Consider the following 23,169-nt stretch of genomic DNA (forward strand, 5'->3'; position numbering starts at 1 on the left):
CACTATCTTTTACCAGCTTACTCTTGGCAAGGCAAAATTAGTAACCTAAAAATAGGTACTCAGATAATCAGTTTATAAGCAAGGCATATTGAAAAGAATTTGTGCAGTATTCATTTATTAAATGGCTCTTTATTTTTGGTACTTATATAAGTGGTGCATTTTTCAATGAATGCGCTGCCCAATCCTATGCGCAACAACAAAGACAGATTGCTGCCTATAATATTTTACTGAATGGATGTATCGGAGGAATTGGGGGCGTAATTAATAAGAAGAAAGAGGATAAAGCACTGGCTGCATTTGGCAGAAATTTTCTAAAAGGAAGTCTGGGCGGATTGGTTAAGTATACAGCTAAAAGCAGTTTATACGCTTTACCTGAGAAGAACCGGGCATTGGCCAGTTTTGCTAACCGGGCCTACTATTATCTGGGCCATTCTTTCACCATGAATGCCAGCCTCAACAGAGAATTGCTTCATACCTATAATATTCAACTATATGGTATTGACCTCAATATTCAATTAACAGACGATGTAAAAATACAACCAAGGTTATCACTATTAACTAGCTACTATTTCTTGTTAACTATAACTAACAAACATACATTTAACCTAAGCAACAGTATAAAATACGGCGTATTTTACTTTAATCAGCACCCTAAATACAACTATAGCTCAGATGGTAATGCTTTCCAGAATACTATCATACTAAACCCATTATCGTTGGATTACAACAGCACCGTTTCGCATGAACTAGTTCACACTTATCAATTCCCAGATTATTATTTGATCAGCAATTTTGGGAAACCTTGGGTTAATAAACTCAATACATACAAGATATATAAAAGCTTGAATAAGTTTCTATATATGGATATTTCATATATTCAATTGCTTTATAACTTAAAGCCAAATTTTCTCACTACTTCCGCTCATTACTTTAAAAATTTTTATGAGTTTGAAGCGCAACATTTTGCTACCAGAGAATATATTATGAGATAAACAAAAAGCCAGGAAGAAGCCTGGCTTTTTTGTTATTTGATATGAATCATTAATTACTGTTTCACTATTTTCAGCGTTTGGGAACGGCCATTGCCCTGCACTTTCAGCATATACAGTCCGGCAGGCAGATCCGTCATATCCACTTGTTTTTCGGGAAGACCAGATTCGCGGAAACTGCGTACCAGTTGCCCTTTGGGATTATATAAGTTTACATCTACTGGTTCCGAAGTACGGTTCAGTTTCAGGGTGAACTTATTGGCTACAGGGTTAGGGAAAACCTGCAAACCGGCATCTGACCCGTTTTCTTTAGCAATAGCTTTTCTCGCTACTACATAATTACTGCCTGTTACTTCAAACTCAACTAATAGCCCTACACCTTCGCTTCCTGTTCCTCCGCTGCCTGAATACGGCGTAGCCAGAAGCAAATATTCACCTGGACTAAGGGCAGGCTCTAACACCCGGTACTTCTTACCTCCATTATTAAAATCACCGCCCAGGGCAAAAGGCCACCTGTTTTCAGTAGCAGTGATAACATCCATTACATCAGGCCGGTAAAAATCAAAGATCACACTTCCGGTTCTTTTGTTATCCGTATTTGCCCGGATGTTCAGATTTGTAGTGGGCAGTTCATCCAGATTAATTTCAGCACCATCCTCAATTTCATAGATGTCCTGAGCATTGTCTGCATTCACCAGTGTAAATGAAACAACTGAAATTTGCTCGATCACCGTAAAGTATATCGACAGATTAGCTCCTGCTTTTCCTTCGCCTCTGGCTAAGCTGTAAGGGGTAGCTGATAAGGTGTAATCTCCGGGCATCAACGGGGGTACGAGTGGTTTATATTTAAGCGGACGGACAGTATGAGAATCTCCGCCTAAGGCATAAGGAGGTGTATTTTCTGTTATTAAATTCCCATCGAATTCGAAAACTACACTGCCTACTTTGCCATTTGTATTCGCCCGGATGTTGAGGTTAGTGGTAGGCAGCAAGGCCAGGTTAATTTCGGTACCTTCTTCTATCTCTAACAGGTCTTTTCCATTATCTGCATTGACCAGCGTAAAACTCAATACCTGTTGTCCTTTAAACACAGCTGCTACTGCCGCATCCGTCTGAATAAAGCCGCTTCCGGTCCGGTAATCATATCCTTCCTGAAACTCCGGCATTAGGGGATCATCCATATCCAGGGAAGTAGATTGTAAGGTCTGCACGATCTGAGCTTTACTCAAGGTATAATTACTGGCTTCCATCATCAAGGCTGCAACTGCGGTGGCATGCGGAGCGGAGGCAGAGGTACCGAAAAAGTTGGGGTACTCGTCAAAATCACCTATAAAGGAAATAAACTGTCCAAAAAAGGTAGTATTTCCTCCATCCGGCGCTGTAAAGGCAGGCTTCTGGCGTATCTGGTTAATAGGATTACCTTGGGTATCAAACAGGGTAGATACGCCACCAGCTGAAGAATATTCTTCTACAATAGGAGGATTATATCCATATTCCGGGGTGAAGAACCAGAAGGCAGCTCCTACAGCAATGGCATTTTCGGCATTATGATGACCAAATATAGTTGGGCTATTGGTTTGATGTTCAGTGATCGCTCCTCCGAAAACAATGTATTTAATCTTAGCCGGGGCAGGACCAGAGTATTTTTCAATCAATAGATTAAAAGTAGTCTGGAAGCCATAATTGGTAAACTCAATGTACTCAAAGGGATCGTTGCCTTCATTGCTCTCAAAAGAATGAGCCAGTACATTGAGTCCCAGGCTATCCATCAGGTAAATATCCAGATCTGACTGGGCTCCATCGCCACCGCTTACGGAGTAAAAGGGGTCTGACCACTGGAATACAATCCGAACAGTAGAGAAACGGGGAACGGTAATGTTCTGCAACTGATCGCCATTGGCAAAACTATGCGCCTGGCCATAAATATAGGTGGAATCGCTTGGAGCAAACTCAGCTTCATAGGAATCACGGCCATAATTACCGGCAGAACAGAAATAGCCTACGCCTTTGCTGCTCACATAATCTACTGCCTGTGCAATAATGCCATCCTGAAATAAAGGTTCATCCAGGTAGATAATATCATCCACAATCAGATCACAGCTATCTTCCTGCAGGGCAAGAATACCCAGGGCGTAGTTAGCCTGTCCGCCGTCTGCTGTATGAAAAGCAAGGCTTGCGCCCGGTGCCACATCATGTATAATCTCAGCCATTCCTCTTCCTTCGTCTGTGCCTGTAAGAGCAGGCATATCTTCCAGTACTTCAACTTCTGTAGTATCCCCATCCGGATTTCCTTCTCCTGGCAGGTCGCCAGATTCTACACCCTCTTTTGCACCGGATAGGGAATTATAACTATCTGAAATTATTCCAATTTTCACACCTTTTCCCGATACATTATATTTACTCCGGGCCACATCCGAACGCTGGGCAACATCTCCCTGGCTGGTCGTTTCGCCAATATTAGCCGTACTATACGCCGCTCTCGCAAAACGCAGGCTCTTCAGCCCGGATAATTTATCCAGCCGCCCAACAGGCATCTTGCCGGAAACCAAATTGCCAAAGGCAGCCCCATTGATCATACCTGCCGCTTGTAATTCAGCCAGTAAAGTTTGTGTATTACCCTCAGCCGCCGCATGAATGGTTACATATCCCTGATGGATCTGTGCCGACTTGTTGGATGGTTTAAAAGGACCAGTTTTGGCAGCGCCTCTGGTAGTCGTAAATGAGTCATATTCTTTTTTCAATACAAGCAAGTCGCTGCTTACCTTAGAGGCAGGCTTCGCTTGTTTTTGCATGGCATTGTCGTGGTAAAGTCCTTTCCAGACTGTGGGCTGCTGGGCATAGGCGCTTAAGCCATACATAAGCAGAAAAAGAGCTAATCCATAACTCAACAGGGGTTTCAATAGATTCTGGTATTTCATCTGGTTAAGAAGTTTGAAGGTTGTCTTGGATAATGGCAGTACTGTTAAACATGTTTTTTATTTACCGCTGACAGGTAAAAACAGAAACAGGGAAATAGCACAATAACCTGACAGATGAAATATGGGTATTTTACTATTTTATAGATCAGCTTGTATGGGGTAAAAACTCTACTGATTTTTTAGCCTATATGGGAACACAGAAAACTACTTGCTTCGTTTGTATGGTGGAGAGGTAGTCTTGTGCTTTATAACACCGGCAAATGGAACTTGCTAAAATCGGCCGGGAAATCCGGGTGTATGGCTCTTTGTAAAAAGAGGTAAAAACAGTGTGTAGTCATTATTTTCATAGCAAAATATTTAGGTGGAACAACTTGCTAAATATAGAGAATTCTTTCATTCTCTATCTGAAGATTGCATATAATTTTTTACTGTACTTTTGTATTGGTTCCAGCCATATAATCAAGGGTAAGCTGGCATAGTGTTTTTACGCCCAGTTTCATTCCGCTTTCGTCTAAATAGAAGTCAGGCGTATGGTGAGGAGCCGCTTCTTCCGGTTTTTTACCTTTAGGCATCCCTCCTACAAATACAAACAATCCGGGTACTTTCTGCTGAAAGAATGAGAAATCCTCTGCTCCTGTAACCGCTTTGGCCAGTATCACATTTTCCTTTCCAGCCACTGCTTCCAGAGAAGGCAGCATCCTGGTGGTTAAAGCCGGATCATTAAAAGTTACCGGATACTGGGTTTTGATATCTACCTGGGCGGTAGCACCGGCGCTTTCTGCTATTTTGGTAGCCGTTAGTTTAATTTTCTCATGGATTTTCTGCTGCATTTCTGTATTAAGTGCCCGGATGGTGCCTACCATTTCTACTTCTTCAGGAATAATATTGCTGCGAACGCCCCCATGGATACTTCCAATGGTAATTACCGCTGCTTCTTCTACCAGTTCTGTCTGTCGGCTGATAATAGTTTGCAGGCCATTAATGATCTGGGCAGACACCACAATAGGATCTACCCCCAGCCATGGATAGGCGCCATGTACCTGTTTTCCTTTTACTTTTATGCTGAGAATATCGGTACTGGCCATAGTACCTTCAGGTTTATATTTGAGCTTGCCTACTTCCGTTAATGAGTTTACATGCAGGCCGAATACCACATCTACTTTAGGATTTTCGAGTACGCCTTGTTTCACCATCAGTTGGGCACCTCCTTCTTCGCCATTTGGAGCACCTTCCTCTGCCGGCTGGAAAATAAATTTCACTGTTCCTTTTAAGTCATTTTTCATACCGGCCAGAATTTCGGCGGCGCCCATCAGCATGGCCATATGCGTATCATGTCCGCAGGCATGCATCACTCCTACTGGTTGCCCATTATATTCTCCTTTGACTTTTGAGGCAAATGGGATATTTACCCGTTCTGTTACTGGCAACGCATCCATATCTGCACGTAAACCTATAACCGGGCCAGGTTTTCCGCCTTTTAAAATTCCAACCACACCAGTATGCGCAACACCTGTTTGGACTTCTATTCCCAAAGAACGCAGGTAGGCAGCCACTTTTTCGGCCGTTTTAAATTCCCGGTTCGAGAGTTCTGGGTTCTGATGGAAATCCCGGCGCCACTCAATTACTTTAGGTTCGATTTTATCGGCTTGTTTGGTAATAATAGCTTTCCACTGGTTTGGTTGAGCTACTACCATAGAAAATGAACTGAGAAGAAAATTCAGGAGAAAGGCGGCAAATAAAATCTGTTTGTGCATAGGTTGGGAGTTTGCCGCATAATTTATAAATAAAGGCGCAAACCTGAAATATTTTTTCACGTTTAGCAGGTAAACTTTTCTATCATAAATTAATCCAGGTTGGCTTAATGTAAGGTTAAGTACGCGAACTTGTTTTTTATATACGAATCCATTTACATATTTGAATTATTCACATTACACACATATTCTTACCGGTAATCAATATTTATGAACCCACTGGATCATCTCAGCAAAAAAGGAAAAAGTTATATCAAACAATTGCTTCAGGTAGCCATGGCCGATGGCCAGCTGGACGAAAAAGAATTTAAAAATCTGATGAATACAGCCCACAGATTCGACTTTTCAGAGGAAGAAGTGTTACAGATACGCCACAACCTGGATACCATTCCCTTTACCCCACCCACAGGTACAAAAGATACCTTTCATCTGATTTTCGATCTGGCCTGGATGATGATGGTGGATGGACATGTGTATGAGAAAGAAATGCTGATGTGCGAAAATTTAGCGATGCGGTTAGGATTTGCGCCGGAAATGGTGGCAGACCTGGTAGGATTTATTAAGCAGAATATTGCTGTTGGAGCCACAGCTGATGAAACGTATCAGAAGCTGGAAAAGATGCTGTAGAGCTATTAAAACATTTTTAATAGACTTTATAAAATTCTTAAATGTTATTAATGAAGCTATTCTTTAGAAGGAAAATACCTTTCAGATATTTCTTCTTGACTAGACACGTCAGTTGGCCAGGATAATGTATCTCCTAAATGATTTAATCCATAAGCAAATATTATTGAATCTGCTTTATTGATTGTTATTTTACATTTATTATCTTCATACCAATCTAACCAATTCATTAGATCTTTATAAAAATAATCTATTTCTTCGGGTGGGACAGGGTAAAAATAAGGCATATCACCATTTTTATGAACATAACTTTTTTTACCAGTTATAGCTTCTAGACAATAATATGCATTTCCAATATATCCTGCGTGAATTCCATATCCTGTTTTAGGGTTTCCGCACTAAATATTAAGTTTTAAGAATAGCTAACAGGAAATTAGTGTCTCTGTTAGCTTTTTTTCTTTTCCGTTTGACACTCACGCAAGAAGGCTCTTTTTTGAGCAGATGCAAAGACCACTTTCTAATCAGATGCAGATTGATGGGTCCTTTATCTTTCCTGACTTTAGCCTCATCTTCCCTAAAGGTAACATCTAGTTGCCAATGCAAGCCATTCTCTATCGCCCAATGGCCTCTTATGTAGCGGCTGTACAAGGCAGGGTCTGTATCTGTTAAACTGCTTATATAGAACAGGGTTTGTTCTTGCTTTTTGCCTGCTATAATGCGTTTTCTTTCTACCATGACTAAAGTATGTAAGTCCTGCCATTTTTCCTTTTCCTCTACCAAATCAATGCATTGAGCAATATATACCCTACGTTCTTCTCCTCTGCCATGGGCTTTATCTAGTTGCTGATTAAAAGCGAGAGCAGACTTATTGATTTGCATAAAATGGGCTACCTGCTCATAGAGTACACCTTGATTAGCCTTTAGGGCAATCACATAATGGGCTTGCTTATCCCTGATCTTTTCTACAATTGCCTGCTGACAAGCAATAGCATCTATAGTAATGATACTACCTTTGCAATCAAGGGTATCTAATAAAGCAGGAATAGTTGTAATCTCATTACTCTTGGCTTCTACGGCTACTTGTCCAAAGCTTAAGCTATGTTCCTCTACCCATACATTGACCATACGAACCAAAGCATGCTTTTTGCCTGCAGGTATAGTACCTCTCAATTCTTTGCCATCTATACATACCTGCTTGCCTGCTAAGGAGAAGCCAGCTACACACGCTTTGAAGCATTGCTCCAAACTATGGCTATCCAGGTGTCTGATCACCCGATTTAAAGTGTCAGCAGAAGGTATACCATTAACAAAACTTAATCCTAGTTCTTGCTGCAGAAACGCTGTATTATCTTTGCCATAATCTGCTATCTCGTCAAAGTCATCACAATCGGCTATTACCCCACATAAAACTAAGCCTAAAATATCTGCTAATAGATGTAAGCAGCGGCCTTGCACCCGAAAATCAGCTACTTTGTTTAGTATCTTTTTAAGTTCCATGCACAAAGTTAGCCCCTCTTTCCTTTTTCTCTATCTTTGGTGCGGAAACCCTATATCCTGTTTGCCTAAGCGTTATTAACTGAATACAGTTGAGAAAGTTTGACTTAAACTCATAATCAATTTCACATCGATTAGCTTCATTTTTTTCACTATTATATGTACATGAATTTGTTATTAAGCTTGCTAAAACGGCTAATGCTATTCTATTCATACATATTGTATAAGTTGGTTGTACGAGCTTATCATTTCTCCTCACAACCCTTTCGTCCTATCCGGATAATCGGTGATAATGCCATCTACGCCCCAGCTTTTAAGTTTTTTCATCGTACCTTCTTCATTTAACGTCCAGGGAATGAGTAGCATACCAGCTTTGTGAATCTTCTCAACTGATTCTTTACTGAGTAATAACATAAAATAAGGGCTGTATATCTGCGGGGTAAAACCCAGGCTTTTCAGGTTGCTTTCCAATGATTTTGTATTTTCAACCAAAGCCGCCAGCTTTACCTGGGGGTATTTCTGATGCCAGTATTGCAGCACCCGGAAGTCGAAACTTTGCAGGGTGATACGTTCCCAGGAAGTATGTTTCCCTATTAGCTTATATACCAGGTCTGAAAATTCCTCTGGTGCCGGATGAAATACATTATCACCTTCAGGTTCGCATTTGATTTCAATGTTATAAGCATACTGGGGCAGGTTTTTCTCTTTCCGGTACTTTTCCATTTCGGTAAATACTTCGCTCAATAAGGGTTTATACACCTTCATTTTCTGCTGTTCCGGAAAACGAGGATTGCCTTTTGAGCCACAATCAAAGCTTTTAATCTGCTCATAAGTATACTGGTAGATATTATGTTTTTTCTCATCGGCTTTTGGTATTTCCTTTCCATCAGTATCCAGGCATATACCAGCAGAAAAAAATGGTTCGTGCGACACTACTACCTGTTTATCTTTACTGATCACTACGTCCAGTTCCAGAGTGGTTACGCCCAGATCTAGCGCTTTTTTAAAGGCAGGGATAGAATTTTCGGGCATGAGTCCCCGGCAGCCCCGGTGTCCTTGCCAGTCGAATTGTTGAGCCATAGCAGAAGTAAAAATGCAGGTATGCAGTATACACAGAAAACAACAGGCAAAAAATCTCATGGTGGGTAAATCTATAAAAGTGATTATTTAATGGTGGTCATTTCTTTAGGAATGATATCAGATGGTGCCATTTGTAAAATTTCTTCCATAAACTGTCTGGTTTGGTCACGCACATTTTCCCAGTCTTTGGAACGGATATAGGATGCAATTACATGATGTCCGGCTTCCGGAAAAGCAACTTTTCTTTTGAGTGCAGCAGGTGTTCCCAGTTGCTCATACATGTCGAGCATGGCTGGTACTGAAACGATATTATCCTGCTCCGTTTCATTTTTATAATAATACCCCAGAAATACCGGGCATTTTACTTTCCGGAAAGTTTCTTCGGTCATGGTGGTGGCGATAAACGATTTCAGGGCTACTAATCCTTCCAGTCGGTATCTGGAATGCCAGTACTGGCTCTGCAACGAATCGTTTCTGGTAAATTCCATATACTCTGAACCCATTACCTGGCGCATAATTTCCAACCCCCAGGGCTTATCTACCAATACTGTAGCCTCAGCATAAAAGTCGATCAAAGGAGAGTAGGCAATAACCGCTTTAATAGAAGGATCATGGGCTGCGGCATACAAAGCAAATGCCGCACCGGTAGAGGTACCGATCAGAATAACAGTATCGCCCAGCTGTTTTCCCCTTTCTATGGCTTGCCTGGCGGTTTCCCACATATTCTCAGCCGTTAAATCTGCAAATACTTCCGGTTTGTTTACCCCATGATCCCGAAGCCGGGCTAAATACAAATTACAGCCAAACTGCCGGGCAAGTTGTGTATGTACTGGTGCGCCTTCTGCCTGGCTGGCACCAAATCCATGCAGATATACCATGCTATACCTGGTTTTTTGTTTCCGCAGGCTGTCTGCCCAGATAATTCTTGCCTGGTTATCTTTTTTGATCTCTTTCACCGCCTGTTCTGTTCTATTAATATTTTCTTCCAGGGTTGTAAGCGTAAGCGGCAATGTTTTCATTTCATACGAAAGCACAGGCACAGCAGGTTTTGGACCTGACAGATATAGAATCAGTAACAGAATCAGCACCACTGCAAATGCGAATAAAAACTTTTTCATATTTTCTATACCTTCTCTAAGATACACATAGCTCCTGAAAAACAGGTTTCGCCAGGATTAATTTTTTTGCAAAGATTTTAATGCCGGGGCTATATATTTGCCTGTCTGCTGATTCAGTTGAAATCATTACTTTTGCCTTCCGGCCAGTAGCTTTTTTTATGCCTCATAAACCAGAACAAGTATTTGCTTCGCTCAAAAACCGCCAGTTTGCCCCTGTATATTTCCTGCAGGGAGAAGAACCTTATTATATTGACCTGATATCCGACTATATTGAAAAAAATGCCTTACCCGAACATGAAAAAGGCTTTAACCAGATAGTAATGTATGGGAAAGATATTAATGTAGGCACTTTACTCACCCAGGCACGGCGTTTTCCGATGATGGCAGAAAAACAGGTGATTATTGTAAAAGAAGCACAGGATATTCCCGACCTGAACCGGGAAGATTCCCAGAAATTACTGGAAACCTATCTGGAACGTCCGCTCCCTTCCACCATTCTGGTGCTCAACCACAAATATAAAACCCTGGATGGCCGGAAATCTCTAGCTAAAACCGTAGATAAACATGCCATACTGGTAGAATCTAAAAAGCTTTACGACAATAAAATCCCGGAATGGATTGCTGCCTACCTGAAAGACAAAGGGTTTGGTATACATCCTGCGGCTACCCAGATGCTGGCTGATTCTATTGGCAACGACCTGAGCCGGCTGAGCAACGAAATAGACAAGCTGCTGATTAACTGCAAAGATAAAAAAGAAGTAACGGCTGAATTGGTGCAGCAATATGTAGGCATCAGCAAAGAATATAATGTATTTGAGCTGCAAAAATCCTTCATTCAGCGGGATGTTTTAAAAGCCAATCAGATTGTACTGTATTTTGAGTCCAATCCCAAAAATAATCCACTGATTGTGGTAGTGGCTACTTTGTTTACTTTTTTCAGCAAAGTACTGGTAGCGCATCATAGCAAAGAAACCACAGAAGCCGGACTGGCAAAAGCATTGGGTGTCAATCCCTTTTTCGTAAAAGATTATATGCAGGCCATGCGTACCTTTCCGCTTATTAAAGTAATCAGTATTATTCACCATCTCCGTATCGCTGATTTGCAGTCTAAGGGTGTAGATGCTGGCCAGGCTACTGAAGGACAGATTTTAAAAGAACTGGTGTTTAAAATATTGCATTAAGTTCACGCCGCAAAATCTGTTGCGTTTGTCAACAATTACCTATATAGCCGGTAAAAATCTCATTTGCCGGAAGTAGCATTATCTGGCAGTTGACTGCTGTTAGGAATGATTTTCTCCATTTCTGCTACACACCTTATTTCTTAACCTTACATAATTAAAGACGCATAAATACAAAACTACCGCTGAGTTCCAATAGTTTAGCCGTGCGCCAGCCATGGTAAACAAAATCACAAATACCCGCCATTGACCGCTTATCCAGGTAATTCCTAAAGTACAATTTTAACTTAAAAAATTTTACCCGAATCTATTTGTTATTGTACTTAATAAATAATAAGTTTCATCTGAATATGATCTGGTGTAAAAGGCTGGTTGAATAGTCCTAGTATTGATTGCACAGATCTTTTAATGAATAATCCGATGGATTTGATGGCTTTTCGCTGTTGGCCCTGATTTTTTACAAAGCCAGTTAAATCCAGATAAATGGAAAAACGGCCGTTCTCGCCATCTTTCTATGTTCAAGTAGTTAATTCCAGTGCCCTATTTCTCTTGCTTGACCTAATCTTTTGATACCCTTAAAAATTCAATTCTTATTCACTTAACCAAACCAAAATTTTATGAAAAGAATTTTTCCAATTCCTCTCAGCAGACTCGCTCTGACTGTTGTACTGTCTATCTTTTCTGTAGTAGCTTATGCCCAGAGCAGAACTATATCAGGTAAAGTAACCTCTCAGGAAGATGCCAGTGAATTGCCCGGTGTAAACGTAACTGTAAAAGGTTCTACCACCGGTACCGTTACAGATGCCAATGGAACGTACAGTTTAGCTGTGCCCGAAAATAATTCCACCCTGGTATTCAGCTACATAGGTTTTACCACCCTGGAGGTAGCTGTTGGTACGCGTAGCAGTATTGACGTACAGCTAATTCCGGATGTAAAAACATTGCAGGAAGTAGTAGTAACCGGATATGGTTCCCAGTCTAAAAAGGATATTACCGGTGCCGTAGCCACGATTGATTCTAAACAACTGCTTTCTACACCTTCTACCAACCTGGGACAAGCCATGCAGGGCAGAGTAGCCGGGGTAACCGTAGGGAATGAAAACAGCCCTGGTGGTGGGGTAATGGTGCGTATCCGGGGTTTTGGAACTATCAACGATAACTCACCTCTCTATGTAATTGATGGTGTTCCAACCAAAGGTAATTTAAATACCCTTAACCTAAATGACATAGAATCCATGCAGATTCTCAAAGATGCGTCTGCGTCTTCTATTTATGGTTCCCGTGCAGGAAATGGGGTAGTGATTATTACGACTAAAAAAGGAAAAGTGGGGAAACCAGTATTTACCTATGATACGTATTATGGCACCCAGCGGCCAGGAAAATTCCTCGATCTGCTCAATACCCAGGAATATGCACAACTGGTATGGGAATCCCGGATTAATGCAGGCGCAGTAGGCCCGAATGGCAATCCGATACATGCCCAGTTTGGCAACGGACCCACTCCGCAAATTCCTGACTATATTTTTCCCGCTGGTGCCTCTGCCGATGATCCCAGGGTAGCCCAGGATGCCAATGGCAATTATATAAATTACAGCAATAATATTGATGGTCCGGATTTTAATAAAACTAAATTCCTGATTACCAAAGCCAATAAAGAAGGCACCAACTGGCTGGATGAAATTTTTAATCCTGCTCCTATCCAGAATCATCAGCTGGGTGTTTCCGGCGGAAACGAAACCGGACGGTATGCCATGTCTGTAAACTACTTCGATCAGCAGGGTATTATGAAATATACCAATTTCAAACGCTATTCTTTGCGGGCCAACACAGAGTTTAATATTACCAAACGCATCCGGGTAGGCGAAAATTTCCAGGTAGGGTATAGCGAAAGAGTAGGGCAACCAAATGGCAACAGCAATGAAAGTAACCCAGTTTCGTTTGCCTTCCGGATTCAGCCTATTGTACCTGTATATGATGTATCGGGAACAACTTTTGCCGGAACCAGAGGAACAGACCTTGATAACTCCCGTCAGCCGGTAGGCGATTTGTGGCGCAATAAGGATAATAAACAGAAAGAAGTCCGCTTGTTTGGAAATGCGTATGCAGAGATAGACATTCTGAAAAACTTAACCGCCAAAACCAGTTTCGGTATCGACTATAACCTGTTCAACTTCCGGAATTATACCATCCGGGATATAGAATCTGCTGAATCCAGAGGGTCTAATAGTTTACAAACCAGCAATAACTATGAATGGACCTGGACCTGGTATAATACCTTAACCTATAACCTCAATCTGGGAGATGCCCACCGGTTTAACTTTTTGGTGGGAACAGAATCCATTAAGGATTATTTCGAATCATTTGATGCTTCCCGGACTAACTTTGCTTCCGATGATATTGAAAACCGGTATCTGAGTGGGGGTACAGGGGTACAAACCAATAACGGAGGTGCTTCTAACTGGGCATTGGCTTCAGAATTTGCCAAAGTAAACTATGCCTTCGCGGATAAATACTTATTAGAAGGTACTATGCGCCGGGACCGTTCTTCCAGGTTTGCACCCCAGTTCCGGGTGGCCGTTTTCCCAGCTGTGAGTGCCGGATGGGTATTTTCCCAGGAAGGATTTGCTTCCGGACTGAGTTCATTTCTAAGCCGGGGTAAATTAAGAGCTGGCTGGGGACAAACCGGTAACCAGGAAATTGGTAACTACAATGCCTTTACTATTTTCTCTACCAACCCAATTACCTCTTTTTATGACCTGAATGGTTCCCGTACTTCTGCGGTACCAGGCTATGAGTTAACGCAATTTGGTAATGCCAGAGCAAAATGGGAAACCACTACTTCCACCAACCTAGGGCTGGATGTTTCATTATTCAACAATAAAGTTGAGGCTACTTTCGACTGGTATACCCGCACAACCAGCGATATGTTGTTTCCCGTACAAGCCCCTCTTACTTCGGGGGTAGCTACGGCTCCATTCCAGAATATTGGCTCAATGCGCAACCGGGGTGTTGACATTGGGGTGAATTATTATGGCGATGCGCTGGATAATGAGCTTACGTATACAATCGGCGCTAATTTTAGTACCTACCGCAACGAAGTAACCAAAACAACCGGCAATCCCAATACCCAGTATTTTGGAATTAACGACGAACGTATCCAGAACTTTGTGGTAACCCAGCAGGGTTTCCCTATTTCTTCTTTCTTTGGCTATACCCTCGATGGTATTTTCCAGTCGGATGATGAAGCGGCGGCTGCTCCGGTAAATAACCTGGGAACCAATCAGAACAAAGCCGGCCGGTTTATTTTCAAAGACATCAATGGAGATAATGTGATTGATACCAAAGATCTGTCGATTATCGGCAATCCCCATCCTGATTTTACCTATGGTATTAATGTAAGCGTAAATTATAAAAGCTTTGGTTTAACCCTTTTCGGACAAGGGGTTCAGGGCAACCAGATATTTAATTATGTAAAATACTGGACTGATTTCCCAACTTTTGCCGGCAACAGAAGCCACCGCATGTTGTATGATTCCTGGAGACCTGGCAAAACCGATGCTATTCTGCCACAATTGACTTCCAGTGATCAGGTAAGTATTCTTCCTTCTACTTATTATCTGGAAGATGGATCGTATTTCCGCTTTAAAAACATCCAGTTAACCTATAACCTGCCTGTAGGGCTGATCTCTAAAATAGGCTTGGGTGCCACCAGACTATACATTCAGGGACAGAATCTATTCACCTTTACCAAATATTCAGGGATGGACCCGGAAATCAATTTGCGAAACTACAATTCAGGAAACGACCGCCAGATTGGGGTAGATGGAGGATCTTATCCGGTAGCCAAACAGTATATCATTGGTTTAAATGTTAGTTTCTAATCAATCTTATTTATACGGTAAATAAAAATTATAAAGAGATGAAAAAAATAGCAATAATCACAAGTGCCTTCTTCCTGAGCATATTCAGTAGTTGCTCAGATAAGTTTCTGGATGTGAATCCGAAAGCCGCACTTAGCAGTTCTACTTTACAAAATAAAAATGGGGTTAACTCCCTTCTGGTAGGAGCCTATTCCTTGCTCGATGGATGGGCAACCGCCGAAGGAGCTTACCGTTCTTACCAGGTGGGTGCCGATAACTGGGTATATGGCAGTGTCGCATCCGATGATGCCTATAAAGGCACCATTGCCGGTGATCAGCCGCCCATTTCCTTAATCGAACAGCACAGCATTGCTTCTGATAATGTGTATTTCCGGGGTAAATGGCGGGGGATGTATGATGGAATTGCCCGTACCAACGACGTATTGCAGATCTTGCCAAAAGCGGCTGATGTAACCGATGCAGAACGGCAGCAGATCATAGCAGAAGCCAGGTTTTTAAGAGGCCATTACCATTTTGAATTGAAGAAGATGTATAACAATGTGCCCTATATCGACGAAGTAGTGTATGATCCCAATAACCTGGAGAGTACCAAGGTGCCAAATAGCACTGACATCTGGCCTAAAATTGAAGAAGACCTGAAACTTGCTTATGAAACGCTTCCTACTACCCAGACTCAAAAGGGTCGGGCAACCAAATGGGCTGCGGGTGCTACCTTAGCCAAAGCCTATTTATTCCAGAAAAAATATGCAGAAGCCAAAACCATTCTGGAAGCTATTGTAGCCAGTGGCCAGTATAAATTAGCTGATAGATACCATGATAGTTTCAAAGCGGTTACCAATAATAATATAGAATCTATTTTTGAAATCCAGTATTCTGTAAATGATGGGGCCTCGGGCGGCGAAAATGGGAACATTGGTTCTACCTTGAATTATCCGTATGGTGGTGGTGGCGTAACTACCTGCTGCGGTTTCTTTCAGCCCTCGCAAAATTTAGTGAATGCCTTTAAAACAGAGAATGGCTTGCCTATGCTGGATACCTTCAATGCTGCAGATGTTACCAGCGATCAGGGCATTGAGTCTACCAATCTTAACTTTACTCCTTACGCAGGTACACTCGATCCGCGCCTGGACTGGACTGTGGGCAGACGTGGCATCCCATTCCTGGATTGGGGTGTGCATCCTGGTAAAGTGTATGTGCGTGACCAGGCATATGGCGGGCCATATTCTCCAAAAAAACACGTGATGTACCGTTCGGATGTGGGAACCAATACATTTGCAAGCAACCCCCGTTTAAATGCCAATAATTACCGCATGATCCGCTACTCTCACGTATTACTATGGCTGGCTGAAATTGAGGTGGAACTAAATAATCTGGAAGCCGCCAGAGGTTATGTTAATCAGATCAGAGCAAGAGCAGCTAATCCGGATGGGTTTGTGAAGAAAGCAGATGGAACCCCTGCCGCCAATTATGTAATCAATCAGTATACTGACCCTTGGGCAGATCAGGCCACCGCCAGAAAAGCCGTACAATTTGAACAAAGGCTGGAGTTTGGCATGGAAGGACACCGCCGGTTCGATCTGGTACGCTGGGGAATTGCGGCTGAAACGCTGAATGCCTATTATGCCGTAGAAGGCAATAAACGTCCGTATCTGAAAGGTGTTCAGTTTGTAAAGGGCAAGCATGAATACTTCCCAATCCCATTACAGGAAATTCTGAACAGTACTGTGAACGGGCAACCTACCCTGGTGCAGAATCCACAGTATTAATATCTTAATAACCAGTAAACAAAAGCCTTTGAACTTGATTGTTCAAAGGCTTTTGTTTTTTGAGTAAAAAGTATTCCTGATGCAGGCCGAGTATTATACAGCATCGGAAAGACTGGTAAAGGTAAAGTCCCGGATTTTCATAGGTGGAACCAGATTACCGCTGATACGTTGCGGTTTACCTAAAGCTTCTAAGTTATTGAGCATAATAATAGGGCTTTCGTTGAAGCGGAAATTTTTAATCGGGTGTTTGATCTTTCCATTTTCAATAAAAAATGTACCATCCCTCGTAAGGCCGGTATAGAGCAGCGTTTGTGGATCTACCGAGCGAATGTACCAGAACCGGGTAACCAAAATACCTCTGGGAGTACTCCGGATCATATCTTCTATGGTTTCTGTACCCCCTTCCATAATAAAGTTAGCCGGAGGTGGAATAGATTTGATCTTCTTATTTTCGGCCCAGTAGCGGGAAGAATACAGATTTTTTACCACGCCCTTTTCAATCCAGGTTATTTTCTCCTGTGGCCTTCCATCGCCAGACCAGGTAGCATCCGGTACTTCCGGATGAGTCGGATCTGAATAGACAGTAATCCGCTCGTCGAACATTTTTTCACCTAGCTTGTTGCCGCCTCCTTTTTTACTCAAAAAACTCCGGCCTTCGTCGGCAGTACGGGCATCCATGCTGTTAAATAAAGCGCCTAGTAAACTGGCATCCGTATTGGAGAGCAGTGCGGCTGGTTCGAGTATCACCGTATATTTTCCTGGTTCAATAGCTTTGGCACCAGTAGAAGAACTGGCTTTGGCAATGGCGATTTGAGAGGTAGCCGCTGTATCCAGTTTGCTTACATCATTAAAATCGCTGGTCGCATAGCCTGATCCGGTTCCGTCTGTGGTACGCATGGTAACAGAAAATGTAACGCCTGTCTGCCGGGAATAAGCAAACAAGCCTTTGGAATTGAGCATAGCAGAAAAAGTAGCCGCATCCTGCAAAAAGCCTGCTGCCTGCACATTTTTAGCCACGGCAGGTTCAATACTTTTCATGGCTGCATCTGCCCGGAAGTCAGGAGTAATATTAGCGGTAGTTTCTATATAAGCCGGTGAAGTTTTATAGGTTTGTGGACCCAACAGAGGCAGATACTCCGGATCTTCAGGAGCTAGTTTGGCCAGTTCCTCGGAGCGGCGTACTACTTTTTGCAGCGAAGCATCGTCGAATTCATTGATGGTAGCCGTACCAGATTTTTTCCCAAAATAAGAAGTAACGACCAGGGATGTATCGTTATCCATACCACTGGTAGACACCGAGTTGCGTGCATACCGGATATTTCCGCCTACATTTCCATTGAGATTGAGTTCACATTCATTTGCGGTGGAATAACCCAGTGCCTTCTTTAAAATAGCCTGTGCTTCTTCCTGCGTTAGTATTGCCATAATTTCGTAGTTCGTTGTTGGTTATTATTAGTGGATTTGAACCGTATAGTTCGCATAACAGTGCTCTACACTTTAAATTTTCCTTGCGGTGTTGATCACATTAATTCCATCGAAACGGGTGGTCGCACTGCCATGAGAAACCGCACTTACCTGCGAAGGCTGGCCTTTTCCATCGAAGAAAGAACCAAATAACCGGTAATCGCTTTCATCGCATATTTTAGCGCAGGAGTTCCAGAATTCCTGTGTATTGGCCTGATAAGCTACATCCTCCAGCGGGCCCACAATTTTTCCTTTGCTGATCTCATAAAATAGCGTACCGCCAAACTGGAAATTATACCGTTGCTGATCAATAGAGAACGAACCCCGTCCGGCAATGTAAATGCCCTTATCCACATCTTTAATCATATCATCTACGGAGTATTTTTCCTTGCCGGGAGCCAGGGAAATATTAGGCATCCGCTGAAATTGTACCGAACTCCAGTGGTCAGCATAGCAACAGCCATGCGATTCTTTTTCGCCGATCATTGCCGCCTGATCCCGTATCGCCTGGTAATTCACTAACACTCCATCTTTGATCACATCCCAGCGTTTGGTTTTTACCCCTTCATCATCGTAGGCAACTGCACCCAGAGAACCGGTCTGTGTTTTATCAGCAAAAATGTTCACGAGTTTACTGCCATACTGGAAAGTTTTGGTTTTCCATTTGTCGAGGGTAGCGAAACTGGTTCCAGCATAATTGGCTTCATAGCCGAGTACTCTATCCAGCTCTGTGGGGTGGCCTACTGATTCGTGTATGGTTAATCCCAGGTGATCTGGATCAAGCACCATCGTATATTTTCCGGCTTCTACAGATTTGGCGGTAAGTTTTTCTTTGGCCTGACGGGCAGCAGCAGTTGCATCTTCCACCATGTCGTAAGAATTTTTATACCCGAAAATACCTGTTCCGGCCGGGCCTGCAATTTTCTCTTTCGGATCGCCATCCAGGTATTCGTAGCCCATTCCTCTGGGTGCACTCAGCGCTTGCCTCGTACGGAATTTTCCTGAAGTACGGTCTACACAGGTTACCCCAAAGTTTGGCCAGATGCGGTGAACATCCTGGTCTATATAGGAGCCATCAGTGGAGGCAAAATATTTTTGTTCGTTGATCTGGAAAAGCTGTGAATTTACAAAGCTAGCTCCCCCTTCTAATGCCCTGGCATTTGCCCGGAGCATCAGCTCTACTTTTTCAGCGATGGGTATTTCAAAGGCATTCTTTTTAATAGGCGTTTTCCAGCTTACTTCTCCTACCCCTTTTACCGGTGCCAGCACAACTGGTTCTTTCTGCACTTTGGCATTGGCTTTGGCAATCGCTACTGCCTGTTCGGCTGCTTTGGCAATTCCCTTCTCACTTACATCGCTGGTAGCGGCAAAACCCCAGGTTCCACTGGCAATCACCCTGATCCCTACGCCATACGATTCTGTGTTGGTGATGTTCTGAACTTGTTTTTCTCTGGTTATGATAAACTGGTTCAGGTAGCGGCCAATCCGGACATCAGCATAGGTAGCGCCTTTCGATTTGGCTGCATTCAGTGCGGCATCCGCCAGCCTTTTTTTCTGAACAACATCCACCTTTTGCAGCATCTCTTCCGGTGAAATGCTTTGACCGAACAGGTGGTTAGGCAGAAGAATAGCTCCTGTACCCAGACCTGTTAATTGAATAAAATCACGTCTTTTCAAGATATCCTCCTCTTATAGTGGGTTTGTTGATAAAAATAAATGAAGCTTTAATAATATGTAATTTTGAGGGGAACTTAAAATATATTATTATAAATATATCTACTCAAACGCTTTTATTTCGAAATTATAGCCGGTTTAGGGTATATCTAACTTCTGAAAATAATTTTTCATCTGTGTATGATTTACATAAATTTTGTAGATTGTATACATACATTATCAGGAAATATCTTACATCCATCTTACTAGCCTAACTTCTTATGACTTTAAGCAATTTTACTCCTATTGCCTGTTCTCTGTGCAAATCCGTTTGCATTATTTTTTTAGTATATGTTGCCTCTGTATTTTCAAATCCCTCCGTTGCCCAGCAAATACACACCAATGGAGAATTACCAAGTGGTGGAGGTATTCCGGAAGGCTCATTCATTATGCTGGCCGATGGCAGTGAAAAACGGGTAGAGCATATTCAGGCAGGAGATATAGTTGCAGCCTATGACCCGGCCATTGAACAACTCGTATCTACAGTAGTGCTTTCTAAACAATCTCATCCGGGCGAACATCAGGCTACAGTATCCGTAATGCTGGTATTGGAAGAATTAACGGCTTCTTTACAGTTGAATGGCGGAACACTCGGCATTATACTCCAGGCAGACTTTACCCAGTCGCTGCTGACGCAATGGGGTAAAAAAGAAGCTGGACAATTGCAGGAAGGCGATAAGATATATTGTTATGAAGAAACCTCCAGACGTTTTCACTTATACAGTGTGTATGGCGTTAGTGTGAACCAACAACCTGCCACTACTTCCTATCAGTTACTGACAGACAAGCAGAATTACCTTGCCACTGGTGTGGTAGTGCTGGGTAATTGAGCTTATGCTTACTCAACCAGGTGCAATTCAAAATAATTTTGTCATTGTATAAGTGACAGAAGCCTTGGATTTATACTGCAATATTCCATCATTGGAAATCTCTCAACTAACATTACTTCGTATTTTTCTTGCAACATTCGTAAACATAGCTGCTTTAGAAGCGTTTAGTTATCATATTTCAAACCAAAACCCTTCAACCTATGAGTTACATTAAAACTGCATCCGGCGTAAATTTATTTTATGAAGATTGGGGAACTGGACAGCCAGTGGTTCTGATACATGGATGGCCTTTAAGCCACGAAATGTGGGAAGCCCAGCTGACCGAACTGCCTCAACAAGGCTTGCGCTGTATCGCTTATGACCGCCGTGGCTTCGGAAAATCTTCTAAACCCTGGCAAGGTTACGATTATAATACGTTGGCCGATGACTTAAAAGCCGTACTGGAAGAATTGGATTTGAATGATGTTACCTTAGTTGGCTTTTCGATGGGCGGTGGAGAAGTAGTTCGCTATTTGAGCAAATATGGCAGTGCCAGAGTTTCCAAAGCCGTATTGCTAGGGGCAGTTACTCCTTTCCTGCTCAAAACCGCTGACAATCCCAATGGAGCACCTCAGGAAGTATTTAATGGCATGATTGAAAAAATCAGGGAAGATCGTCCTGCTTTTCTGGCTGATTTTGGTAAACAATTCTTTGGGGTAAGTCTGCTGAGCCATCCGGTGAGCCAGGAAATGTTAGACTGGTGCAGAGTATTGGCTTTACATGCGTCTCCCAGAGCTACTATTGATTGTGTACGTTCTTTCGGCATGACTGATTTCCGCCTGGATATGCCTAAGGTAGATGTGCCTACGCTTATCATTCATGGCAGTGCCGACCAGACAGTTCCCATCGAAGCTTCTGGTAACCAATCTGCCAAAATGATTCCGGGTGCGAAATATATTGTATACGATGGTGCCCCTCACGGATTCTATCTCACAGAAAAAGAACGGCTGAATCAGGATTTACTGGCATTCATCAAAGCACCAGCTTCCCAGCCTTCAACCGCTTCTGCCTATTAATATCTTACTATAATATATCTCAATCGCCTTGCTTTTTTCGCAGGGCGATTTTGTTTTCCTCATTCTATGTTTTTCATCGAAGATAAAGGATGCAACCAGGTGTAAAATTCATTTCTTTTATTTATTCAGATGTTAGTAAAAGACAGTATTTTGCAGCTATGTTTGAAGAAAAATGGGAAAAAAGATGGCATCCACTCCGTCAGGAATGGGTGGTATATGCCGCTCACCGGAATTCCCGCCCCTGGAACACTGGTGCTTCTACGCTTGAAAAAAAGGTAACTCCAGCCTATGATTCCTCTTGTTATTTATGTCCGGGAAACAAGCGCATTCATGGCGGACAGAATCCGGATTATACCGGAATTTTTATTTTCGACAACGATCATCCGGTAGTAGGCAGCCAAGCGCCTGAAATTGATCCATCCAGACAAATCAGTGGCAATAGTTTATATAAACGGGCAAAAGCAGAAGGTATCGCCAGAGTCGTTTGTTATGATCCGAGGCACAATGTAAGTCTGGCTGAGGTAGATACCAAACAAGTAACCAATGTATTTATAGCCTGGCGTTCGCAGATGCAGGAATTTTACGACAATCCGGCTATTAATCATGTGCTTATTTTCGAAAACAAAGGAGAATTAAGTGGTGTATCGAATCCGCATCCGCATTGCCAGATTTATGCCACTGACTTTGTATTTAAGCATACCGAACAGCATTTGCAGGTTGCCCAGCAGCACCAAACAGATACTAGCCAGAATATTTTTGAGCAGATCATCGAAAATGAACAGCAGGAAGGATTACGAGTTGTTGCTGAAAATAAGGGTGCTATTGCATTTATTCCATTTTTTGCCCGGTATGCTTACGAAATGATGATTTTTCCCAAAAAACGCCATGCCACACTCATTACAATGTCAGATGCAGAACTTTACGATCTGGCAGCTGTATTTCAGGAGGTGATCTGGCGGTATGATGCGCTGTTTGAAATGAGTTTTCCCTACGTCATGAGTGTGCAGCAAGCACCGGTAGACGGAAGTTTGTATCCGGAATATCACTTGCATTTATCTATTCTGCCTCCCTTGCGCCAGCCAGGATTGATTAAGTTTTTGGCAGGACCGGAAATTGGAGGGGGTAATTTTATGGCAGACACCATGCCGGAAGAAAAAGCCGCCGCCTTACGGAATGTGATGTTGCCCGGAATGTAAAATAAGGCAAATATGTGAAAGCTAAAGGTTTTAATAGTTACACATCTTTTCATTACCTTACCGGCCTTTTTATCAACAATCTTATGGTCAATGAAGTACAATTGACCCATAA

General features: G+C 42.5%; 17 protein-coding genes. 8 read left to right on the forward strand and 9 right to left on the reverse strand.

The window, feature by feature from the left end; all coding sequences use genetic code 11:
- Positions 1 to 101 precede the first annotated feature (101 nt).
- Complete coding sequence (locus tag GXP67_RS13480; RefSeq protein WP_162443592.1) at positions 102 to 992, forward strand: hypothetical protein; 891 nt, start codon at positions 102 to 104, stop codon at positions 990 to 992.
- A 53-nt stretch (positions 993 to 1,045) separates the two neighbouring features.
- Here the strand turns inward: GXP67_RS13480 and GXP67_RS13485 are convergent, their stop codons facing one another.
- Together GXP67_RS13485 and GXP67_RS13490 are read right to left on the reverse strand one after the other, a co-directional pair.
- Positions 1,046 to 3,907, reverse strand: a complete 2,862-nt coding sequence (locus tag GXP67_RS13485; protein WP_162443593.1) for a T9SS type A sorting domain-containing protein — start codon at positions 3,905 to 3,907, stop codon at positions 1,046 to 1,048.
- 425 nt (positions 3,908 to 4,332) lie between these two features.
- Positions 4,333 to 5,661 (reverse strand): amidohydrolase, encoded by a 1,329-nt coding sequence (locus GXP67_RS13490; protein WP_162443594.1) that lies wholly within the window; start codon positions 5,659 to 5,661, stop codon positions 4,333 to 4,335.
- Between the two features lie 207 nt (positions 5,662 to 5,868).
- On the opposite strand from GXP67_RS13490, the gene GXP67_RS13495 reads away from it, so the two are divergent.
- A complete protein-coding gene (locus tag GXP67_RS13495; RefSeq protein ID WP_162443595.1) occupies positions 5,869 to 6,285 on the forward strand; it encodes a hypothetical protein in 417 nt (138 codons plus the stop codon).
- Positions 6,286 to 6,341: 56 nt separating this feature from the next.
- On the opposite strand, the gene GXP67_RS13500 is transcribed toward GXP67_RS13495, so the two are convergent.
- The 5 genes from GXP67_RS13500 to GXP67_RS13520 form a co-directional block, all read right to left on the reverse strand.
- Complete coding sequence (locus GXP67_RS13500; RefSeq protein ID WP_162443596.1) at positions 6,342 to 6,569, reverse strand: hypothetical protein; 228 nt, start codon at positions 6,567 to 6,569, stop codon at positions 6,342 to 6,344.
- Between the two features lie 118 nt (positions 6,570 to 6,687).
- Entirely contained in the window at positions 6,688 to 7,779 is a 1,092-nt protein-coding gene (locus tag GXP67_RS13505) for an ISAs1 family transposase (protein WP_162441340.1), read from the reverse strand.
- On the reverse strand, positions 7,769 to 7,990 hold the full coding sequence (locus GXP67_RS13510) for a hypothetical protein (protein WP_162443597.1): 222 nt from the start codon (positions 7,988 to 7,990) through the stop codon (positions 7,769 to 7,771). The genes GXP67_RS13505 and GXP67_RS13510 overlap by 11 nt, the downstream gene beginning before the upstream one ends.
- A gap of 41 nt (positions 7,991 to 8,031) precedes the next feature.
- Complete coding sequence (locus GXP67_RS13515) at positions 8,032 to 8,856, reverse strand: glycerophosphodiester phosphodiesterase (RefSeq protein WP_232065203.1); 825 nt, start codon at positions 8,854 to 8,856, stop codon at positions 8,032 to 8,034.
- A gap of 83 nt (positions 8,857 to 8,939) precedes the next feature.
- Entirely contained in the window at positions 8,940 to 9,974 is a 1,035-nt protein-coding gene (locus tag GXP67_RS13520; protein ID WP_162443599.1) for an alpha/beta hydrolase, read from the reverse strand.
- A gap of 158 nt (positions 9,975 to 10,132) precedes the next feature.
- Here GXP67_RS13520 and holA point away from each other — a divergent pair, with 158 nt between their 5' ends.
- The 3 genes from holA (at position 10,133) to GXP67_RS13535 (ending at position 16,799) form a co-directional block, all read left to right on the forward strand.
- Complete coding sequence (holA, locus tag GXP67_RS13525) at positions 10,133 to 11,155, forward strand: DNA polymerase III subunit delta (RefSeq protein WP_162443600.1); 1,023 nt, start codon at positions 10,133 to 10,135, stop codon at positions 11,153 to 11,155.
- A gap of 614 nt (positions 11,156 to 11,769) precedes the next feature.
- Entirely contained in the window at positions 11,770 to 15,033 is a 3,264-nt protein-coding gene (locus tag GXP67_RS13530; protein ID WP_162443601.1) for a SusC/RagA family TonB-linked outer membrane protein, read from the forward strand.
- A gap of 38 nt (positions 15,034 to 15,071) precedes the next feature.
- Positions 15,072 to 16,799, forward strand: a complete 1,728-nt coding sequence (locus GXP67_RS13535; protein ID WP_162443602.1) for a RagB/SusD family nutrient uptake outer membrane protein — start codon at positions 15,072 to 15,074, stop codon at positions 16,797 to 16,799.
- A 93-nt stretch (positions 16,800 to 16,892) separates the two neighbouring features.
- Here the strand turns inward: GXP67_RS13535 and GXP67_RS13540 are convergent, their stop codons facing one another.
- Positions 16,893 to 18,224, reverse strand: a complete 1,332-nt coding sequence (locus tag GXP67_RS13540) for a TldD/PmbA family protein (RefSeq protein WP_162443603.1) — start codon at positions 18,222 to 18,224, stop codon at positions 16,893 to 16,895.
- Positions 18,225 to 18,296: 72 nt separating this feature from the next.
- A complete protein-coding gene (locus GXP67_RS13545) occupies positions 18,297 to 19,940 on the reverse strand; it encodes a TldD/PmbA family protein (RefSeq protein ID WP_162443604.1) in 1,644 nt (547 codons plus the stop codon).
- 257 nt (positions 19,941 to 20,197) lie between these two features.
- Between GXP67_RS13545 and GXP67_RS13550 the strand changes: the two genes are divergently transcribed.
- From GXP67_RS13550 to galT, 3 genes are all read left to right on the forward strand, one after another.
- Positions 20,198 to 20,806 (forward strand): Hint domain-containing protein, encoded by a 609-nt coding sequence (locus tag GXP67_RS13550; RefSeq protein ID WP_162443605.1) that lies wholly within the window; start codon positions 20,198 to 20,200, stop codon positions 20,804 to 20,806.
- A gap of 200 nt (positions 20,807 to 21,006) precedes the next feature.
- The gene (locus tag GXP67_RS13555) at positions 21,007 to 21,861 is read left to right on the forward strand and encodes an alpha/beta fold hydrolase (RefSeq protein ID WP_162443606.1); all 855 of its coding nucleotides are present in this window, start codon (positions 21,007 to 21,009) and stop codon (positions 21,859 to 21,861) included.
- A gap of 158 nt (positions 21,862 to 22,019) precedes the next feature.
- Entirely contained in the window at positions 22,020 to 23,057 is a 1,038-nt protein-coding gene (galT, locus tag GXP67_RS13560) for a galactose-1-phosphate uridylyltransferase (RefSeq protein WP_162443607.1), read from the forward strand.
- Positions 23,058 to 23,169: the final 112 nt, after the last annotated feature.

Origin of the sequence: Rhodocytophaga rosea (genome assembly GCF_010119975.1) — a bacterium.
In the GTDB taxonomy this organism is placed as follows: domain Bacteria; phylum Bacteroidota; class Bacteroidia; order Cytophagales; family 172606-1; genus Rhodocytophaga; species Rhodocytophaga rosea.